Origin of the sequence: Pseudomonas sp. FSL R10-2189 (assembly GCF_009600325.1) — a bacterium.
GTDB classification, from domain to species: Bacteria; Pseudomonadota; Gammaproteobacteria; order Pseudomonadales; family Pseudomonadaceae; genus Aquipseudomonas; species Aquipseudomonas helleri.
Map to the genome: position 1 here is coordinate 1 of NZ_WIVZ01000022.1, position 16,345 is coordinate 16,345.

Below are 16,345 nucleotides of genomic sequence, written 5' to 3' on the forward strand. Positions count from 1 at the left end.
CCGCCGTATGCGGAACCGCACGTACGGTGGTGTGAGAGGGCTGAGGGAAAAAAAAATCCCTCACCCTACTCGATCCTGTTAATTCATATGCGTTTAAGGAATAAACAAATGAACAAATATGATTTATGGATATAAAAAACACCTGTTAAGGTCAGTTCCATCTAAGCGAAAACGCTGACAGAAAATTGAAAAATTTCATTCAAGGAAACCGTAAATGCTGGTTGTGACAATCGGAGGTAGCCCAAGTCAACGCTCCCGTTCCGGAGTGTTGCTGGACCGCGCCAAACACTGGCTCAACCAGAATGGCGTCGAAGTGGTGAGTTACCAGGTACGTGACTTTCCGGCTGAAGACCTGCTGCATGCGCGTTTCGACAGTCCAAAAATTATCGACCTGCTGGAGCAGATTGAGCGGGCCGACGGCCTGGTGATTGCGACTCCGGTGTACAAGGCTTCTTTCAGCGGTGCTCTGAAAACCATCCTCGACCTGCTGCCTGAACGTGCCTTGAGCCACAAAGTGGTGCTGCCCATTGCGACCGGCGGCAGCATCGCCCACATGCTGGCCGTGGACTACGCCCTCAAGCCCGTGCTGTCGGCGCTCAAGGCCCAGGAAATGCTGCACGGCATCTTTGCCGAAGACAACCAGATTGCTTACGGCGAAGGCAGCGCTCAGGCGCAGCTGGTGCCGGTGCTGGAACAACGTTTGAGCGAGTCACTGGAGCACTTTTACAGCGCCCTGGCCCGTCGCCCAAAACCGCTGGACCCCGACATCCTCAACGAGCGCCTGCGTACGGCTCGCTGGAGTATCTGAACTAACACACAACGGTAGGAGCGAGCTTGCCTCGCGATCTTTGGATCTTTTAAAAGATCGCGAGGCAAGCTCGCTCTTACAGAACAAAAAAATAAAGGAGAGCGCCATGCGCCCTGTCATTTTGCGTCGTGGTTTGGCCACACTGCTGGCTGCAGCCGTGTCATTAGGCGTGGCACTTCAAGCCCAGGCCGATACCGTGCGTATTGGCTACCAGAAGTACGGCACGCTGGTGCTGCTCAAGGCCAAAGGCACGCTGGAAAAGCGTCTGGCCGATCAGGGCGTCGACGTGCAATGGACTGAATTCCCGGGCGGCCCGCAGCTGCTGGAAGGCCTCAACGTAGGCTCCATCGACTTCGGCGTGACCGGCGAAACCCCGCCCGTGTTTGCCCAGGCCGCCGGTGCCGACCTGCTGTACGTCGCATACGAGCCGCCAGCGCCGACCAGTGAAGCGATTCTGGTGCCCAAAGACTCGCCTATCACCTCGGTCAAAGACCTCAAAGGCAAAAAGGTTGTCCTCAACAAAGGCTCCAACGTGCACTACCTGCTGGTGCGCGCTCTTGAAGACGCCGGCCTGAAATACACCGACATCCAGACCGTCTTCCTGCCGCCAGCGGACGCCCGTGCCGCCTTCGAGCGTGGCAGTGTCGATGCCTGGGTCATCTGGGACCCGTACCAGGCCGCCGCCGAGCAACAACTGCACGCCCGTACGCTGCGTGACGCGACCGGCATTGCTGACAACCACCAGTTCTACCTGGCGACTAAACCGTTTGCTGAAAAGCACCCCAAAGTCATCGAAACCCTGATCGAAGAAGTGCGCAATGTCGGTGAGTGGGCCAAGGCGCACCCTGACGAAGTGACCCAGCAGGTTGCTCCGTTGCTCGGCTTGCCGGTCGATATCACCGAAACCTCGGTGAAGCGTCAGGGTTACGGCGCGCAGTTCCTGACCCCGGAAGTGGTCAATGCGCAGCAAAAAATTGCCGACAGTTTTTACCAGCTCAAGCTCATCCCCAAGCCGTTGACGATTAAAGACGTGATCTGGACGCCGCCCGCCACCGCGGCCACAGCCCCTTAATGCTTGCCGTACCCCTTTAGGAGACCACTCCATGAGCCTCAACATTTTCTGGTTCCTGCCTACCCACGGAGATGGCCATTACCTTGGCACCTCCGAAGGTGCTCGCGCTGTTGATCACGGTTACCTGCAACAAGTGGCGCAAGCCGCAGACCGCCTGGGTTTTGGCGGGGTACTGATCCCGACTGGGCGCTCATGCGAAGACTCCTGGCTGGTGGCCGCCTCGCTGATCCCGGTGACCCAGCGCCTGAAATTTTTGGTGGCCCTGCGCCCCGGCATTATTTCGCCCACCGTGGCGGCGCGCCAGGCGGCGACCCTGGACCGACTGTCCGGTGGCCGTGCCCTGTTCAACCTCGTCACCGGTGGTGACCCGGACGAACTGGCCGGTGACGGCCTGTTCCTGAGCCACGAAGAGCGCTATCAGGCCTCGGTGGAATTCACCCGTATCTGGCGCCGCGTACTGGAAGGCGAAACCGTGGATTACGACGGCCAGCACATCCAGGTCAAAGGCGCCAAGCTGCTCTACCCGCCGATCCAGCAACCGCGTCCGCCACTGTACTTCGGTGGCTCGTCAGAAGCGGCGCAAGACCTGGCCGCCGAACAGGTTGAAATGGTCCTGACCTGGGGCGAGCCGCCGGCTGCGGTCGCAGAAAAAATCCAGCAAGTGCGCGACAAGGCCGCCAAGCTCGGCCGCACCGTGCGCTTTGGTATTCGCCTGCACGTGATCGTGCGTGAAACCAACGAAGAGGCATGGAAAGCCGCCGACAAACTGATCTCGCACCTGGACGACGACACCATCGCCCGTGCCCAGGCGTCACTGTCGCGCTTTGACTCGGTAGGCCAGCAGCGCATGGCTGCGCTGCACGGCGGCAGCCGCGATAACCTCGAAGTCAGCCCTAACCTGTGGGCGGGCGTGGGCCTGGTTCGCGGCGGCGCGGGCACGGCACTGGTCGGCGACGGCCCAACGGTTGCAGCGCGGGTCAAGGAATACGCAGACCTGGGCATAGACACCTTTATTTTCTCGGGTTATCCCCACTTGGAAGAGTCGTACCGCGTGGCTGAACTGCTGTTTCCGCACCTGGACATCGAGCGCCCGGAATTGCCGAAAAGCGCAGGCTACGTGAGCCCGTTTGGCGAAATGGTCGCCAACGACATCCTCCCTAAAGCTGCGTCGCAGAGCTGAGGCGAGCATGAGTACGGCAAAGGCTACAAGCCTTCATAAAATCGCCCACACGTTTGCCCCCTGGGCATTGCCCGTGTTGCTGTTGGCGGTGTGGCAGTTGTCGGTGTCGGCGGGCTGGTTGTCGACGCGGATCCTGCCTTCACCGATTGCAGTGATTGAAGCGGGCGTGGAGTTGGTGCGCAGTGGCGAGATCTGGAAACACCTGGCCATCAGCGGCTGGCGTGCCGGTGTGGGCTTCGCGATCGGTGGCAGCATCGGCCTGGCGCTGGGCTTTATCACCGGCCTGTCGAAGTGGGGCGAGCGCCTGCTCGACAGCTCGGTGCAAATGATCCGTAACGTGCCGCACCTGGCGCTGATCCCGCTGGTGATTTTGTGGTTCGGCATCGACGAGTCAGCGAAGATTTTTCTGGTGGCGTTGGGCACCTTGTTCCCGATCTACCTCAACACGTATCACGGCATCCGCAACGTCGACCCGGCGCTGGTAGAAATGGCGCGTAGCTACGGCTTGTCGGGTTTCAGCCTGTTTTGGCAAGTGATCCTGCCGGGCGCGTTGCCGTCGATTCTGGTCGGCGTGCGCTTCGCCCTGGGCTTTATGTGGCTGACGCTGATCGTGGCTGAAACCATCTCCGCCAGCTCCGGCATTGGCTACCTGGCGATGAACGCCCGGGAGTTCCTGCAGACCGACGTGGTGGTATTGGCCATTGTGATGTACGCGATCCTCGGCAAGCTGGCAGACACTGCCGCCCGAGGTCTGGAACGTGTCTGGTTGCGCTGGCACCCGGCTTATCAAGTGCCAAAAGGCGGTGCCGCATGACAGCTCAACAACCTCCGCATTTGCGTCAGGGCATCCCGCTGGTGGTCAAGGGCCTGCAAAAAGCCTTTGGCGATCGTCTGGTGCTGCGTGGCATTAACCTGCACATTCCGGCAGGCCAGTTTGTCGCCATTGTGGGCCGCAGCGGTTGCGGCAAAAGCACCTTGATGCGCCTGCTGGCCGGGCTTGACCAGCCCACGGGCGGCGAACTGCTGGCCGGCAGCGCGCCGCTGCAAGAAGCCCGTGAAGACACCCGCTTAATGTTTCAGGAAGCGCGCTTGCTGCCCTGGAAAAAAGTCATCGACAACGTGGGCCTTGGCCTCAAAGGCGACTGGCGGCCAAAAGCCCTCAAGGCGCTGGAAGAAGTCGGCCTGGCCGAGCGCGCCAATGAATGGCCGGCGGCCTTGTCGGGCGGGCAAAAGCAGCGTGTAGCGCTGGCCCGCGCCTTGATCCACCAACCGCGTTTGCTCTTGCTGGACGAGCCCTTGGGTGCACTGGATGCGCTGACCCGCATCGAGATGCAACAACTGATCGAACGCCTGTGGCGCCAGCATGGCTTCACCGTATTACTGGTGACCCACGACGTCAGCGAATCGGTTGCGATTGCTGACCGGGTCATCCTGATCGAAGACGGTGAAGTGGGGCTCGACCTCACCGTCGAACTGCCGCGCCCTCGGGTGCGTGGTTCACATCGACTGGCGGCACTGGAAACCGAAGTGCTTCACCGAGTGCTCGCTTTACCTGGCTCGCCACCTGAGCCAGACCCTGTTGCACCGCTGCCGACGCAACTGCGTTGGGCGCTTTAAACCTACTTTTCTCAAGACAGGAATCGACACCATGACCATCAAAGCCATCAACGTTCGTAACCAATTCAAAGGCCACATCAAAGAAATCGTCTTGGGCGACGTACTGTCCGAAATCGACGTACAAACCGCCTCCGGCATCGTCACCTCCGTCATCACCACCCGCTCGGTCAAAGAGCTGGAACTGGTGGTCGGCAGCGAAGTGATCGCCTTCGTAAAATCCACCGAAGTGTCCATCGCCAAGTTGTAACCCATGCCAAGACCCACAACCCCGAAAGGCGCGAGCCCTTCGGGGTTTTCTTTTTTAAAGATCAAAAGATCGCGAGCAAGCTCGCTCCTACAATTTGGTAGTGCGTTTACAACCAGATGGCATCCCAGTGAGGGTAGTCACCCAAACGCTTGACCAGGCCTGCTCGCAAGGGATTGGTAAATCGAATAGCCCGGTCGTGATAGCCCGCTTGCCAGCATTGAGCAAAGCGTCCACACGCAGCATTAATGGCTCGTGCACTACGTGATTTTGTGCGCTGCATGACGATTGAAAGCGGGCTCTGTTGAAGCTCGATCAGCCAATGAAAGTGATCCGGCATCACGACCCACGCAAGGGAATTCACCAACCCTTCTGCGTGAGAGCGTCTGAGCTCGTTTATCAACAAACGGCTTAAACCAAAATCGTTGAAGATCGGCTTTCTGTTTTTGACAACCGCGGTAAGTGCGTAGATGCGGCCCAGTTCTCCATACCTACCTTTTCGCAATCGACAGGCCTGTGCAGCCCCAGACATCCCTTTGCCCTTTCATCAAGACTAAAAACAAAGAGTAGGCGGGGGCACGCAAACGACCTGTATGGCTGTGAATCTGAATATGTCCAAGCCCTCTGTAGGAGCGAGCTTGCTCGCGATCTTTTGATCTTGGGGTTACTTACGCCAAACACTCACCAGCCATGGCTGTTGGTCGCGGGGCAGGCCGGTGGGGCGGTAGTAGTGTTCCAGCTCGGTAAAACCCGCTGCTGTGAGCAGCGCACGCCAGTGTTCGAGGTCGTGGTACGCGCCGTAGCGCTGGCCATTCCAGCCTTCGCGGTTGTCGCCGCGCGGGTTGGAGCTGAGCAGCACACCGCCCGGTTTGAGGCTGGCGTGCAGTTCACTCAGCACGCGCTCAAGCGCTTGGGTTGGGACATGAAACAACGAGGCGTTGGCGAAGATGCCGTCAAAGCGCTCAGCCGGCAGATCTAGCTTGAGAAAGTCCTGGTGCCACACTTCACAGCCGCTGTCTTCGCGGGCCATTTGGGTGAAGCGCTCGGTGCCGTCCAGGCCGATGGCGACATGTCCCAAGCGGGTGAAGGCTTGCAGGTCGCGGCCGGGGCCGCAGCCGAAATCCAGAATCGTGAACGGCGCCGCGCCCTGAAGGTGGCGCAGCAAGGCGTCGATGTTCTGGCTGACGTCGTGGTCGCGAGTGCCTTCGCGAAAGCCTTCGGCACTCTGCTGGTAATGCGCCAGGGTGGTGGCAGCAATCTGTTCGAGGGTGGTGGGGTCCAGGGTCATTGCAGGCTCGGTCGGCGGCGGTGTTGCCGCCGACTATACCTCAGCGTTTGTTCAGCACACGCGCCAAACGATCGCCGCCGAGCTGAATCACCGCCACCAGCACCACCAACAAAACAATCACGGTGAGCATGACCTGGGTGTCAAAGCGCTGGTAACCGTAGCGGTAGGCAATGTCGCCCAAGCCCCCCGCACCAATCGCCCCGGCCATGGCCGAAGAGTTGATCATGGTGACGATGGTGATGGTAAAACCCCCGACAATGCCCGGTAACGCTTCTGGCAGCAGCACGTGCCAGATGATGTGATGCCGTTTGCAGCCCATCGCCTGGGCAGCTTCGATCAATCCGTGATCCACCTCGCGCAGGCTCACTTCGGCAATGCGCGCAAAAAACGGCGTGGCGGCGATGGTCAGCGGCACGACGGCCGCCCACACACCGTAAGTGGTGCCGACAATCAGCCGGGTAAACGGAATGAGCGCCACCATCAAAATCAGAAACGGGATGGAACGGAACAGGTTTACAAACGCGCCCAGGGCTTTGTTCAGCGTCGGGGCTTCATAGATGCCGCCCTTGCCGCTGGTGACCAGAATCACCGCCAGCGGAATGCCCAGAATCAACGCAATAAGTGACGACACGCCGACCATCAAAAAGGTGTCGATCACGCCCTGCCATAAACGATCAAACCCCATAGCCCAGCACCTCGACTTGTTGTGCCCATTGTTCAGCGCGCTTGCGCAGTTCTTCTGCCCCCAGTGAGGCGCTGGTCACGCTGAGCAGCAGTTGCCCCAAGGCATGCCCCTGGATCTGCTCGACGCCGCCGTGGAGCAATCGCACCTGGCCGCCCAAGGCGCTGAATAACGCGCCCAGATCAGGCTCCTGGGCCTGACCGCCGGTGAAGCGCAGGCGCAGAATCACGCTCGATTGCGATGACTGTGGCGTCGCGCTGATGCGATGTTGCAGCGCCTCGGGCAGGTTGTCTTGCAAGGGTGCGAGCAAGGTTTTGCTGACCTCGTGTTGCGGGTCGCCAAACACTTGCCACACCGGGCCTTGCTCCACGACACGGCCTTGCTCCAGCACCACTACGCGGTGGCAAATATCGCGGATCACCGCCATTTCGTGGGTGATGAGGATGATGGTCAGGCCCAGGCGCTGGTTGATCTCGCGCAGCAAGCCGAGGATCGACTGGGTGGTCTCCGGGTCGAGGGCCGAGGTGGCCTCGTCGCAGAGCAAAATCTGCGGGTCGTGAACCAGTGCGCGGGCAATGCCCACGCGCTGTTTTTGCCCGCCGGACAGTTGCGCCGGGTAAGCCGTGTGCTTGCCTTGCAGGCCCACGAGTTCCAGCAGCTCGCGGACCTTTTGTTCGCGTTGCGGCTTGGGCACACCCGCTACCTTGAGCGGCAGCTCAACGTTCTGCCACACCGTCTTGGCCGACATCAGATTGAAGTGCTGAAAGATCATGCCGATCTGGCGGCGCAACGCCACCAGCTTGTCTTCGTCAAACCCGCCGATGTCGATTTGATCAATCAACACCCGCCCGCTGCTGGGCTGCTCAAGGCGGTTGATGGTGCGAATCAACGACGATTTACCGGCGCCGCTGCGGCCAATAATGCCGAAGATTTCACCGCGTTGAATCGCCAGATCTATGCCTTTGAGGGCGTCTACCGGGCCTTGGCGGCCGTCATAAGTTTTGCCCACGCCAATAAAGCGCACGTGGGCGTTGGTCAGCTCCGGGTGCAGTTCGGTGCGAACGGCATCGGGCTGCGGCTCGTCGAGCCGGGCGCGATCAAGGGCCAGGTTCATCGTCAGTTCTTCCAGCCAGGTTGGTACAGGGTGCCGTAGGTTTTATCCAGCGAGGCTTTGACCACCGGTGAGTGCTGGTAAATGTCGATGAATTTGGCCAGGCGCGGGTCGTCTTTGCTCTTGGGCTGGATGACGAACTGAATCACGTATTCCGGGTGGTCGATGCCGTCGAACAGGATGGCGGAGGTGGCATCGAAGGTTTTGGCCAGGCGGATGTAAGCCGGGTAGCCCAGCACCAGGTCGGCATCGTCGTAGGCGCGTACCAGTTGCACAGCTTCGACCTGCAAAATCTTCAGTTTTTTCGGGTTGTCGGTGATGTCGTCTTCGGTGGCTTTGTAACCCACGCCGGGCTTGAGCGTGATCAGCCCGGCCTTGGCCAGCAATTGCAGGCCACGGCCACTGTTGATCGGGTCGTTGGCGATGGCCACGGTGGCGCCGGTGGGCAGCTCATCAAAGCTTTTGTACTTTTTCGAATACAGGCCCACGTTGTTGATCACCCCCGGTGCGTACGGCACCAGATCAAAGCCGCTGGCGGCCTTGGCGTTTTCCAGGAACGGGATGTGCTGGAAGTAGTTCACGTCAATGTCGCCGCTGGCGAGGCTGACGTTGGGGGCGATCCAGTCGGTGAATTCCACCAGTTCAACTTTCAGGCCTTGTTTATCCGCTTCAGCCACAGCGGCTTCCAGCGGAATGGCGAAGGCGGCGGTGGTGCCGACCTTGAGCGGTTTTTCGGCGGCGAAGGCAAGGCTGCTGAACAGGCCGAGCGCGAGAACCAGAGCGTGTTTTTTGTTCATGAAATTCATCCGGTCAAATAAGAGTTCTGTTTTTGTGGGAGCGGGCTTGCTCGCGATGGCATCGGCGCGCTGCGCCAGACAGACCGCATCGTTTGCATCGCGAGCAAGCCCGCTCCCACAAGGGAGTCAGGCGTTGTGTCTAAAAGAAGCGCCGGTATGCCGTTCAGGCAGGTGCGCGTCGCCTTCGACAAACAGTTTTTGCCGCAGGCTGCCGCTGTCATAGGCGGTTTTGTAAGAGCCCCGGCGTTGCAGCTCGGGGATCACTAAATCGATGAAATCGGCGTAGCTTTCGGGTGTGACGATGCGGGTCAGGTTGAAGCCGTCGAGACCGGTTTGCTCGATCCACGATTCCAGTTCATCGGCGACCTGTTCGGGTGAGCCGACCACGGTGATGTAGCGCCCGCCCAGTGCGTGTTGTTCCAGCAACTTGCGGCGCGTCCAGTCGTTGTTTTGCAGCACTTTGGTCGCGGACTGGATGGCGTTGCTCTTCACGTACTGGATCGGCTCGTCCAGCTCGTAATCGGCAAAGTCGATGCCGGTGGAGCTGGAAAAATGCGCGACCCCGGCTTCGGCGCTGGCGTAGGCCAGGTATTCCTCACGCTTGGCCTGCGCCTGGGCTTCGGTCGGCGCGACGATCACGTTCAGGCCCATAAACACTTTGATGTCATCCGGGTTGCGGCCCGATGCAGCCGCGCTGGCGCGCACCCGGTCGACCTGGAGTTTGGTCGCGGCCTTGGTCTGCCCGCTGATGAACACGCACTCGGCATGGCGCCCGGCAAAGGCCAGCCCACGGTCCGAGCTGCCCGCCTGAAACAGCACGGGGGTGCGCTGTGGCGACGGCTCGCAGAGGTGATAACCCTCGACCTGATAGAACTCGCCCGCGTGTTTGACCTTGTGCACTTTGTCGGGCTGGGCGTAGATGCGCTGCGCCGGATCGTTGAGCACGGCGTCGTTTTCCCAACTGCCTTCCCAGAGTTTGTAGAGCACCTCCAGGTATTCGTCGGCCTGGTCGTAACGGCGGTCGTGTTCCACTTGTTCGGTCAGGCCCATGGCCTTGGCGGCGCTGTCCAGGTAGCCGGTGACGATGTTCCAGCCCACGCGGCCACGGGTCAGGTGGTCGAGGGTCGACATGCGCCGCGCGAACAGGTACGGCGGCTCGTAGGTGAGGTTGGCGGTCAAACCGAAACCGAGGTTTTTGGTGACGGCGGCCATGGCTGAAACCAACAGCAATGGGTCGTTGACTGGCAACTGGATGGATTCTTTAAGCGGAACATCAACCGATTGTTGATAAACGTCGTAAACGCCGACGATATCCGCGATAAACAGCCCGTCAAACAGCCCGCGTTCCAGCAGTTGCGCCAGCTCGGTCCAGTATTCCAGGGTGTTGTAGCGCGTGGAGGTGTCGCGCGGGTGCGTCCACAACCCGTGGTTGATATGCCCGATGCAGTTCATGTTGAACGCATTGAGCAGGATTTTCTTTTTGCTCATCAGATGGTCCCCCGCAGCGGTGGGTTTTCACTGTTGAGGTAGTAGTTACCGACAGCGTGGTACTTCCAGCGCACCGGGTCGTGCAGGGTGTGCACGCGGGCGTTGCGCCAGTGGCGGTCAAGGCCGTACTCGGCCAGGGTGGCCTGGCTGCCGGCCAGTTCAAACAAAGTGCTGGCCGCGCTCAGAGCCACTTCGGTGCTGATGGCGCGGGCTTCGGCCACGGCAATCGAGGCGGCTGCGACGGTGCTGGCGGTGGTGTTGGTCTGGGCGATGTCGAGGAACTCGCCGCTGCGCTCCAGCAAGGCTTCAGCCGCATGCAGGCGCACGCTCAACTGGCCGAAGCTTTTAAGGGTGAGCGGGTCTTCGCTGGCAATGTCGGTGGTGGCGTCGATCCAGGGCCGGGTTTTGTGCCGCACAAAGTTCAGCGCGTCTTCAAAGGCGGCGCGGGCGATGCCGGTGTCGATGGCTGCGTGCAGAATCTGCGCCAGCGGGCCGACCGGGGTAGGGCGTTCAAACGCGCTTTGAAACGGGATCACGTCATCGCTGGCGACAAACACGTTGTCGAACACCACCGAGCCGCTGCCCGTGGTGCGCTGGCCAAAGCCGCTCCAGTCGTCGATCACGTTCAGTCCGTCGCTGTCGCTGCGCACAAACGCCAAGTGCTGCACGCCGTGGTCATCTACAACCGAGGTCGGGATACGCTGCGCATACAGCGCGCCGGTGGCGTAGAACTTGCGGCCATTGATGCGATAGCCGTGTTCGGCCTTGGCTAAATGCGTGGTGCGATCGTGGGCGGTTTTGGTGCCCAGTTCGGCCAGGGCATTGCCAAAGCGCTGGCCGTTCAACACCTCGGTATAAAGCCGTTGTTTTTGCGCCTCGCTGCCGTTTACCCGGAGCACTTCGAGGGCATAGAAATGGTTCTGCGGGATTTGCCCCAGCGAGCTGTCGGCCGCTGAAATAAGGCTGACCACATCGGCGAGGGTGACGTTGGACACGCCCGCGCCGCCATAGGCCTTGGGCACGGTGATGCCCCACAGACCGGTGTGGGAAAACAATTCCAGCTCATCAAAAGGCAGGCGCCGCTCGCGATCTCGCACGGTGCTTTCACGTTTGAAATGGGCGGCCAGCTCACGCGCTACGCTCAGGGCCTCGGCATCGCTCTGGATGACCGGGACCTGTTTGGATATCAGTGACATGGGTGTCTCCGTTAGATCCAGGAATGCCGTGCAGGCAAAGTGCCGTTGAGGCGATAGGCGCCGATGGCGTGGTATTTCCAGCGCACCGGGTCGTGCAGGGTGTGCACCCGTGCGTTGCGCCAATGGCGGTCCAGGTTGAACTCGGCAAGGGTGGCGCGGCTGCCCGCCAGTTCGAACAGCTTTTCACTGGCCAGTAACGACAGCTCAGTGCTCAGCGCCTTGGCTTCGGCCACGGCAATCGAGGCGCGGGCCGCAGCCGCTGCATCAATCGGTGCCGCGCTGACCTCGTCGAGCACCCGACCGGCCTTGCGCAACAGCGCTTCGGCGGCGTGTAACTCGATGTGCAATTTGCCGATGTCGGCGATCACGTAAGGGTCATCGCTGTTGCGCTCGACCTTGGCATCCACCCAGGGGCGCGACCGCTCGCGGACAAAGCTGATAGTGTCGGCAATGGCACCGCGCGCAATGCCCAAGTCGATAGCGGCCTGAATCAACTGCGAAATCGCGCCTTGAATATTCGGCACTTCAGCCAGGCGCCAGTTGTCGATCACCAGCTCTGCTTCAACGGGTACGTTGTTCAGCAGGACGGTACCGCTGGCGGTGGTGCGCTGGCCGAAACCGGACCAGTCATCGACCACGCGCAAGCCGGGGGTGCCACGGCGGACAAAGGCCATGACCTGTTTGCCATCGTGGTTCAGTGCCTTGACGGCGATCCAGTGCGCAAACAGCGCGCCGGTGGAGTAGAACTTCTGGCCATTGATCACAAAATCATCGCCGTCAGCGATGATCCGGGCCTTCAATTCGAGGGTGTTTTTGGTGCCGCGCTCAGGGCCCGCATTACCTATGCGCCAGCCTTGCAGCACGCTGGTGAACAACTGTTCTTTTTGCGAAGGGCTCGCGACGCTGGCAATCAGGTTAAGCAGCCCGACCTGGTTCTGCGGGATCTGCCCCAGCGCCGGGTCGGCCGCCGAGATGATCGCGAAGACTTCAGCCAAGGTCACAAACGACACCTGTGCCCCGCCAAATTCACGTGCTATCGAAATACCGCCCAAACCGCTGCGGGTGAAGGTTTCTATGAGTGACCACGGCAGCTTGCGTTGCTGATCGCGTTTTGCGGCGTGCTCACGTGCGGCGTCAGCCAGGTCGTGGGCGGCTTGAAGGGCTTCGTTGTCGGTGCGCAGGACGTGCGCTGCTAACAACAGGGGCGCGACATCCAGGTCGCTTTGCAGTTGTGCAGTTGCCAAGAGAGTCATTAGTTCCGCTCCTTGGCTGCACGCAATGCCCCGTAAAGGGTAATTGTGTTGCTGACCATACCTACCTCATCTTTGGAGCGCCGCTTGAGCGGCGCGATGTAAAGCAAGAGAGTCCGGTGGTCCGGTGCATATACCCTAATTGAGTATAAAAATTAAAAGAACTAACTTTTCGGAATATGGATAGATGATTCGTGCTGCCCGCCAGGGTCAGTCGCGCCAGTTGGGCCGTGTTTCGGCAGCCCGCAGGATTTCGCGGGGGGCAGAGTTGATATAACGCTTGTTGGCACCCACCTTCAGCGTGCGGGTCGGTGCCCAGCGTGAGTTGTTGCCCACGCGATCAATCACGCAGTAGGTGATTTCAAGTTTCGGGTCTTCACCGGCTTCCTGGATGATTTCAGGGGGCACGAATACACTGACGGGCTTGTTGATGTCGATGTGGCGCAACTTGGGCAGGTCGAGGCGCACGTCCCCCCACAGCAAGGTGATTTCATCTTCGCCGGCCATGTTGCGATAAGGCTCGATGGTCAGCGGCACCCCGCGTTTCATCTGGCTGGGATTGACCCCGTAGCGTTGGATTTGCTCCGGGATCATCAAGGGCGCGAGGCCCTGGTTCTCTTCTCCGATGGCCACTCCGCCAGGGCAGTCAAGTTTGACCAGAACTTTAAGTTGCGCGGAAAGAGCAGGGCTGCTGCCAATGTGCATCACGCGATAATAAAGACGGGCGGTGCCGTTTTGAATAAAACTTTCAGGCACTCGCAGTGATACCGGTTGCCCTATATCGGCCCGGTAAAGTTGTCGTGAAGATACATAACAGCCGTCCCAGAACAATTCAATCAAGTCGCCTTCTTCCATATTTATATAGGGCGCGATGCTGACAAACAGTTGTTCGGCGGCACGTGCACAAATAGTGAACTTGTTCGAGGGTGCAAGTGTCGGTGCTGCCAACTTTTGGGCGTGTGAGGTAAAGGGCATAAACGTAAACTCCTGTCTAACTTTAAGGCGGCACAGAGCACGGCAATTGAGAGAGTCCGGACGGTGGCGTCCAAGGAAAGCGGGTGCTGTGTTACCGGGGTAGTCGGTTTAACAATCCGTGTGCACCGTTACAGCGTGTTCAATAGTGAGGTTGGGTGCGGTTGAGTCTGGTTGTTTATTAGATAAGAGTCTTGGTGCAAGAGTGTCAAGGTGCGATCTTGCAATTATTAATCTCTGAGTCATATTCAGAAAGTTCCTACTGGCAAGACGTTTAATGTGACGTGAGCAGCGGCAGTCTAGGGGGTTTGTGAATAATTAGCAGGCGATAGAATGTGTTAAAGACGTGGGTACAAGTCGTACGTCATTTAAACCAAATGTGGATTTTTAAAAGGGGTTGGATGAATGGGCGCTAGTTGCTTCAAATAATTAAAGACAACTCCTACGGATGTGCTGATGTATTCGGGCAGGTAAGTTCAAGGGCTGAGTTGAGGCAGCGCTCTATCGAAGGGGAACCGAGGGCGGTGCTTCTTAGCAATAATTTCACACACTCTCTGCATAATACCCGCGTGAGGGGCAATCGGTTTTGCCCGCTTTGTGTTATTTAGACGTAGCAAAATTTCTTGGATGATAACGTTAATGGCCACAGACCCTCTGCAGACCTCGTCTGATCCGCGACCTTCGCGCTTTCGCTTGCGTTGGTATTCCTGGCTTTTTCTGCTGGCAGCGCTGTTCTATGGGATAGCGTCAATCCTGCATTGGGACGACCGGGGTGCTTTGTGGGTGCTGGAGCAGTTCGAGAGCCAGAGCGATCAAAATGAGAGTGTCTGGTTGCCAAACTACCGCGTGGTCATTGATGGCAAGCCGATGACAGGGCTGGAGAAGGACGAAGCCTCGGACCTGTCGTATAACCCCAAGACCAACACGCTGTTTTCAGTCATGGGCAAAAACCCGTTTCTGGTTGAGCTCAGCCTTGAGGGCGATGTGCTGCGCAAAATCCCCCTGGAGGGCTGGAGCAACCCTGAAGGCTTGACCGTGATGGAGAACGGCCTGCTGGGTATCGTCGATGAGCGTGATCATTTATTGACCATCGTCAAAGTCGACGCCGATACCAAAACCCTGAACATCAAGGACTTCCCCAAGTACGACCTTGGCCCTTCCAAAGATCAGAACAAAGCCTTCGAGGCCATTGCCTGGGACCCGCGCCGTCAGCAGTTGCTGCTGGGTGAAGAGCGCCCACCGGCGATGTATGTGTGGAAAAGCGACGGCAGCCAGACCCTCTTGGGCAACAAGCAGAAAGTACCGAGCGATGAGCTCGACCTGCGCAACTTGTCGGGTCTGAGCATTGACCCGCGCACGGGCCACACGCTGGTGCTTTCCGCCGATTCGCACCTGCTGCTGGAGCTGGATGAACTGGGCGAGCAGGTCAGCTTCATGACCCTGCTGCGTGGCTTCAATGGCCTCAAGAGCACCATCCCTCGGGCCGAAGGCGTGGCGATTGATAACGACGGCACCTTGTACATGGTCAGTGAGCCCAACCTTTTCTACCGTTTCGAAAAGAAAGCCAAATAGCCATGACGGATTAAGCTTGAATTCATGCAGCCGTGATATTTCATCCGACTGATTTTTCAAGAGCTTGTCCTTATGTCGCGTGTCAGCCGTTCTACCCCGCTTTTTCTGGGCGTGTTGCTCGTGGCGCTGTTGGCCGCGGGCTTCGCGGCCCAGCATTACCGCCTGTTCGACCGAACCTGGTTCAACCTCAGCCTGCTGTGGCAGCCTGCCAACCCGAATGCCATCAACCTGGGCGATTACCGTGCGGTGCTGCAAGGCCGGGTGATTGAGGGGCTTGAAGACAATGTCTCGGCCCTGACCTACGACCCGGTGCGCAAAAGCCTGTTTACCGTGACCAATAAAAACCCGGAACTGGTGGAGTTATCGCTGGATGGGCGGATAGTGCGGCGGATAAAACTGACCGGGTTTGGTGATGCCGAGGCCATAGAGTTCATTGATGAGAACACCTACGTGATCACCGATGAATACACCCAGCGCCTGATCAAAGTGAAAATCGACGAGGCCACCCGCGAGCTCAATGCCGCAGATGCCGAGCAACTGACCTTGGGCATCAGCCCGTCGGGCAACAAAGGCTTCGAGGGGCTGGCGTACGACTCGGCAGGCAAGCGCCTGTTTGTGGCCAAGGAGCGCGACCCGATGCTGATTTACGAAGTGCGCGGCTTTCCCCATGACAACCCGCAACAACCCTATGCCACCCACGTGATTACCAACCCGCGACGTGATGCGCGACTGTTTGTGCGTGATTTATCGAGCTTGCAGTTTGATGAGCGCAGCGGCCATTTGCTGGCGCTGTCGGATGAGTCGAAGTTGCTGCTGGAACTGGACATCAGTGGCCGCCCGTTCAGCACGTTATCGCTGAAAAAGGGCCGCAATGGTCTGCAAGAGTCAGTGCCGCAAGCGGAAGGCGTCGCCATGGACGACGAAGGGACGCTGTATCTGGTGAGCGAGCCGAACCTGTTTTACGTGTTCAAAAAGCCCTGAATCAACACCGTGTAGGAGCGAGCTTGCCTCGCGATCTTTTGATCGTTTAAAAGATCGCGAGGCAAGCTCGCTCCTACACGGTTACGG

17 protein-coding genes are annotated in these 16,345 nt (G+C 59.1%); 8 read left to right on the forward strand and 9 right to left on the reverse strand.

Features of this window, described 5'->3' with window-relative positions:
* The first annotated feature begins 214 nt into the window (after window positions 1-214).
* The 6 genes from ssuE to GHO32_RS16355 all read left to right on the forward strand — a co-directional run bounded on the left by ssuE (window position 215) and on the right by GHO32_RS16355 (window position 4,924).
* Entirely contained in the window at window positions 215-808 is a 594-nt protein-coding gene (gene ssuE / locus GHO32_RS16330) for an NADPH-dependent FMN reductase (RefSeq protein ID WP_153336164.1), read from the forward strand.
* A 106-nt stretch (window positions 809-914) separates the two neighbouring features.
* The gene (locus tag GHO32_RS16335) at window positions 915-1,880 is read left to right on the forward strand and encodes a sulfonate ABC transporter substrate-binding protein (protein ID WP_048371094.1); all 966 of its coding nucleotides are present in this window, start codon (window positions 915-917) and stop codon (window positions 1,878-1,880) included.
* A 31-nt stretch (window positions 1,881-1,911) separates the two neighbouring features.
* Complete coding sequence (gene ssuD, locus GHO32_RS16340) at window positions 1,912-3,060, forward strand: FMNH2-dependent alkanesulfonate monooxygenase (protein WP_048371092.1); 1,149 nt, start codon at window positions 1,912-1,914, stop codon at window positions 3,058-3,060.
* A gap of 7 nt (window positions 3,061-3,067) precedes the next feature.
* Window positions 3,068-3,874, forward strand: coding sequence for an aliphatic sulfonate ABC transporter permease SsuC (gene ssuC, locus GHO32_RS16345; RefSeq protein WP_048390911.1), 807 nt, complete (start codon window positions 3,068-3,070; stop codon window positions 3,872-3,874).
* Entirely contained in the window at window positions 3,871-4,677 is an 807-nt protein-coding gene (gene ssuB / locus GHO32_RS16350) for an aliphatic sulfonates ABC transporter ATP-binding protein (RefSeq protein ID WP_048371090.1), read from the forward strand. The genes ssuC and ssuB overlap by 4 nt, the downstream gene beginning before the upstream one ends.
* Window positions 4,678-4,708: 31 nt before the next feature.
* Window positions 4,709-4,924 carry a molybdopterin-binding protein gene (locus GHO32_RS16355; protein ID WP_003444581.1) on the forward strand — a complete coding sequence of 72 codons (216 nt, stop codon included), beginning with the start codon at window positions 4,709-4,711 and terminating at the stop codon, window positions 4,922-4,924.
* A 106-nt stretch (window positions 4,925-5,030) separates the two neighbouring features.
* Here GHO32_RS16355 and GHO32_RS16360 read toward each other — a convergent pair whose 3' ends face one another.
* From GHO32_RS16360 to GHO32_RS16400, 9 genes are all read right to left on the reverse strand, one after another.
* Window positions 5,031-5,453, reverse strand: a complete 423-nt coding sequence (locus GHO32_RS16360) for a transposase (protein ID WP_153335949.1) — start codon at window positions 5,451-5,453, stop codon at window positions 5,031-5,033.
* A 132-nt stretch (window positions 5,454-5,585) separates the two neighbouring features.
* Window positions 5,586-6,209 carry a class I SAM-dependent methyltransferase gene (locus GHO32_RS16365; protein WP_153335948.1) on the reverse strand — a complete coding sequence of 208 codons (624 nt, stop codon included), beginning with the start codon at window positions 6,207-6,209 and terminating at the stop codon, window positions 5,586-5,588.
* A 40-nt stretch (window positions 6,210-6,249) separates the two neighbouring features.
* Window positions 6,250-6,894, reverse strand: coding sequence for a methionine ABC transporter permease (locus GHO32_RS16370; RefSeq protein WP_153335947.1), 645 nt, complete (start codon window positions 6,892-6,894; stop codon window positions 6,250-6,252).
* On the reverse strand, window positions 6,884-8,005 hold the full coding sequence (locus tag GHO32_RS16375; protein WP_153332196.1) for a methionine ABC transporter ATP-binding protein: 1,122 nt from the start codon (window positions 8,003-8,005) through the stop codon (window positions 6,884-6,886). Before GHO32_RS16375 ends, GHO32_RS16370 begins: the two co-directional genes overlap by 11 nt.
* A 2-nt stretch (window positions 8,006-8,007) precedes the next feature.
* Window positions 8,008-8,799: a MetQ/NlpA family ABC transporter substrate-binding protein gene (locus GHO32_RS16380; RefSeq protein ID WP_178113901.1), complete on the reverse strand. Its 792-nt coding sequence runs from the start codon at window positions 8,797-8,799 to the stop codon at window positions 8,008-8,010.
* A 126-nt stretch (window positions 8,800-8,925) separates the two neighbouring features.
* Window positions 8,926-10,287: an LLM class flavin-dependent oxidoreductase gene (locus GHO32_RS16385; RefSeq protein ID WP_153335945.1), complete on the reverse strand. Its 1,362-nt coding sequence runs from the start codon at window positions 10,285-10,287 to the stop codon at window positions 8,926-8,928.
* Window positions 10,287-11,483: an SfnB family sulfur acquisition oxidoreductase gene (locus GHO32_RS16390; RefSeq protein ID WP_153335944.1), complete on the reverse strand. Its 1,197-nt coding sequence runs from the start codon at window positions 11,481-11,483 to the stop codon at window positions 10,287-10,289. Before GHO32_RS16390 ends, GHO32_RS16385 begins: the two co-directional genes overlap by 1 nt.
* A gap of 11 nt (window positions 11,484-11,494) precedes the next feature.
* Complete coding sequence (locus GHO32_RS16395) at window positions 11,495-12,736, reverse strand: SfnB family sulfur acquisition oxidoreductase (RefSeq protein ID WP_153335943.1); 1,242 nt, start codon at window positions 12,734-12,736, stop codon at window positions 11,495-11,497.
* 207 nt (window positions 12,737-12,943) lie between these two features.
* Window positions 12,944-13,708: a hypothetical protein gene (locus tag GHO32_RS16400; RefSeq protein ID WP_153335942.1), complete on the reverse strand. Its 765-nt coding sequence runs from the start codon at window positions 13,706-13,708 to the stop codon at window positions 12,944-12,946.
* Window positions 13,709-14,344: 636 nt separating this feature from the next.
* Here GHO32_RS16400 and GHO32_RS16405 point away from each other — a divergent pair.
* Both GHO32_RS16405 and GHO32_RS16410 read left to right on the forward strand, forming a co-directional pair.
* A complete protein-coding gene (locus tag GHO32_RS16405) occupies window positions 14,345-15,277 on the forward strand; it encodes an SdiA-regulated domain-containing protein (RefSeq protein ID WP_153335941.1) in 933 nt (310 codons plus the stop codon).
* Between the two features lie 72 nt (window positions 15,278-15,349).
* Window positions 15,350-16,258, forward strand: a complete 909-nt coding sequence (locus tag GHO32_RS16410; RefSeq protein WP_048390924.1) for an SdiA-regulated domain-containing protein — start codon at window positions 15,350-15,352, stop codon at window positions 16,256-16,258.
* Window positions 16,259-16,345: the final 87 nt, after the last annotated feature.

Bases quoted from the DNA above. Each gene is read 5' to 3' on its own strand.
- GHO32_RS16365 (WP_153335948.1), bottom strand. From the start codon at position 6,209: ATGACCCTGGACCCCACCACCCTCGAACAGATTGCTGCCACCACCCTG.
- ssuC (WP_048390911.1), top strand. From the start codon at position 3,068: ATGAGTACGGCAAAGGCTACAAGCCTTCATAAAATCGCCCACACGTTT.
- GHO32_RS16390 (WP_153335944.1), bottom strand. From the start codon at position 11,483: ATGTCACTGATATCCAAACAGGTCCCGGTCATCCAGAGCGATGCCGAG.
- GHO32_RS16400 (WP_153335942.1), bottom strand. From the start codon at position 13,708: ATGCCCTTTACCTCACACGCCCAAAAGTTGGCAGCACCGACACTTGCA.
- GHO32_RS16355 (WP_003444581.1), top strand. From the start codon at position 4,709: ATGACCATCAAAGCCATCAACGTTCGTAACCAATTCAAAGGCCACATC.
- GHO32_RS16370 (WP_153335947.1), bottom strand. From the start codon at position 6,894: ATGGGGTTTGATCGTTTATGGCAGGGCGTGATCGACACCTTTTTGATG.
- GHO32_RS16410 (WP_048390924.1), top strand. From the start codon at position 15,350: ATGTCGCGTGTCAGCCGTTCTACCCCGCTTTTTCTGGGCGTGTTGCTC.
- GHO32_RS16335 (WP_048371094.1), top strand. From the start codon at position 915: ATGCGCCCTGTCATTTTGCGTCGTGGTTTGGCCACACTGCTGGCTGCA.
- GHO32_RS16375 (WP_153332196.1), bottom strand. From the start codon at position 8,005: ATGAACCTGGCCCTTGATCGCGCCCGGCTCGACGAGCCGCAGCCCGAT.
- GHO32_RS16380 (WP_178113901.1), bottom strand. From the start codon at position 8,799: ATGAACAAAAAACACGCTCTGGTTCTCGCGCTCGGCCTGTTCAGCAGC.
- GHO32_RS16395 (WP_153335943.1), bottom strand. From the start codon at position 12,736: ATGACTCTCTTGGCAACTGCACAACTGCAAAGCGACCTGGATGTCGCG.
- ssuD (WP_048371092.1), top strand. From the start codon at position 1,912: ATGAGCCTCAACATTTTCTGGTTCCTGCCTACCCACGGAGATGGCCAT.
- GHO32_RS16385 (WP_153335945.1), bottom strand. From the start codon at position 10,287: ATGAGCAAAAAGAAAATCCTGCTCAATGCGTTCAACATGAACTGCATC.
- GHO32_RS16405 (WP_153335941.1), top strand. From the start codon at position 14,345: ATGGCCACAGACCCTCTGCAGACCTCGTCTGATCCGCGACCTTCGCGC.
- GHO32_RS16360 (WP_153335949.1), bottom strand. From the start codon at position 5,453: ATGTCTGGGGCTGCACAGGCCTGTCGATTGCGAAAAGGTAGGTATGGA.
- ssuB (WP_048371090.1), top strand. From the start codon at position 3,871: ATGACAGCTCAACAACCTCCGCATTTGCGTCAGGGCATCCCGCTGGTG.
- ssuE (WP_153336164.1), top strand. From the start codon at position 215: ATGCTGGTTGTGACAATCGGAGGTAGCCCAAGTCAACGCTCCCGTTCC.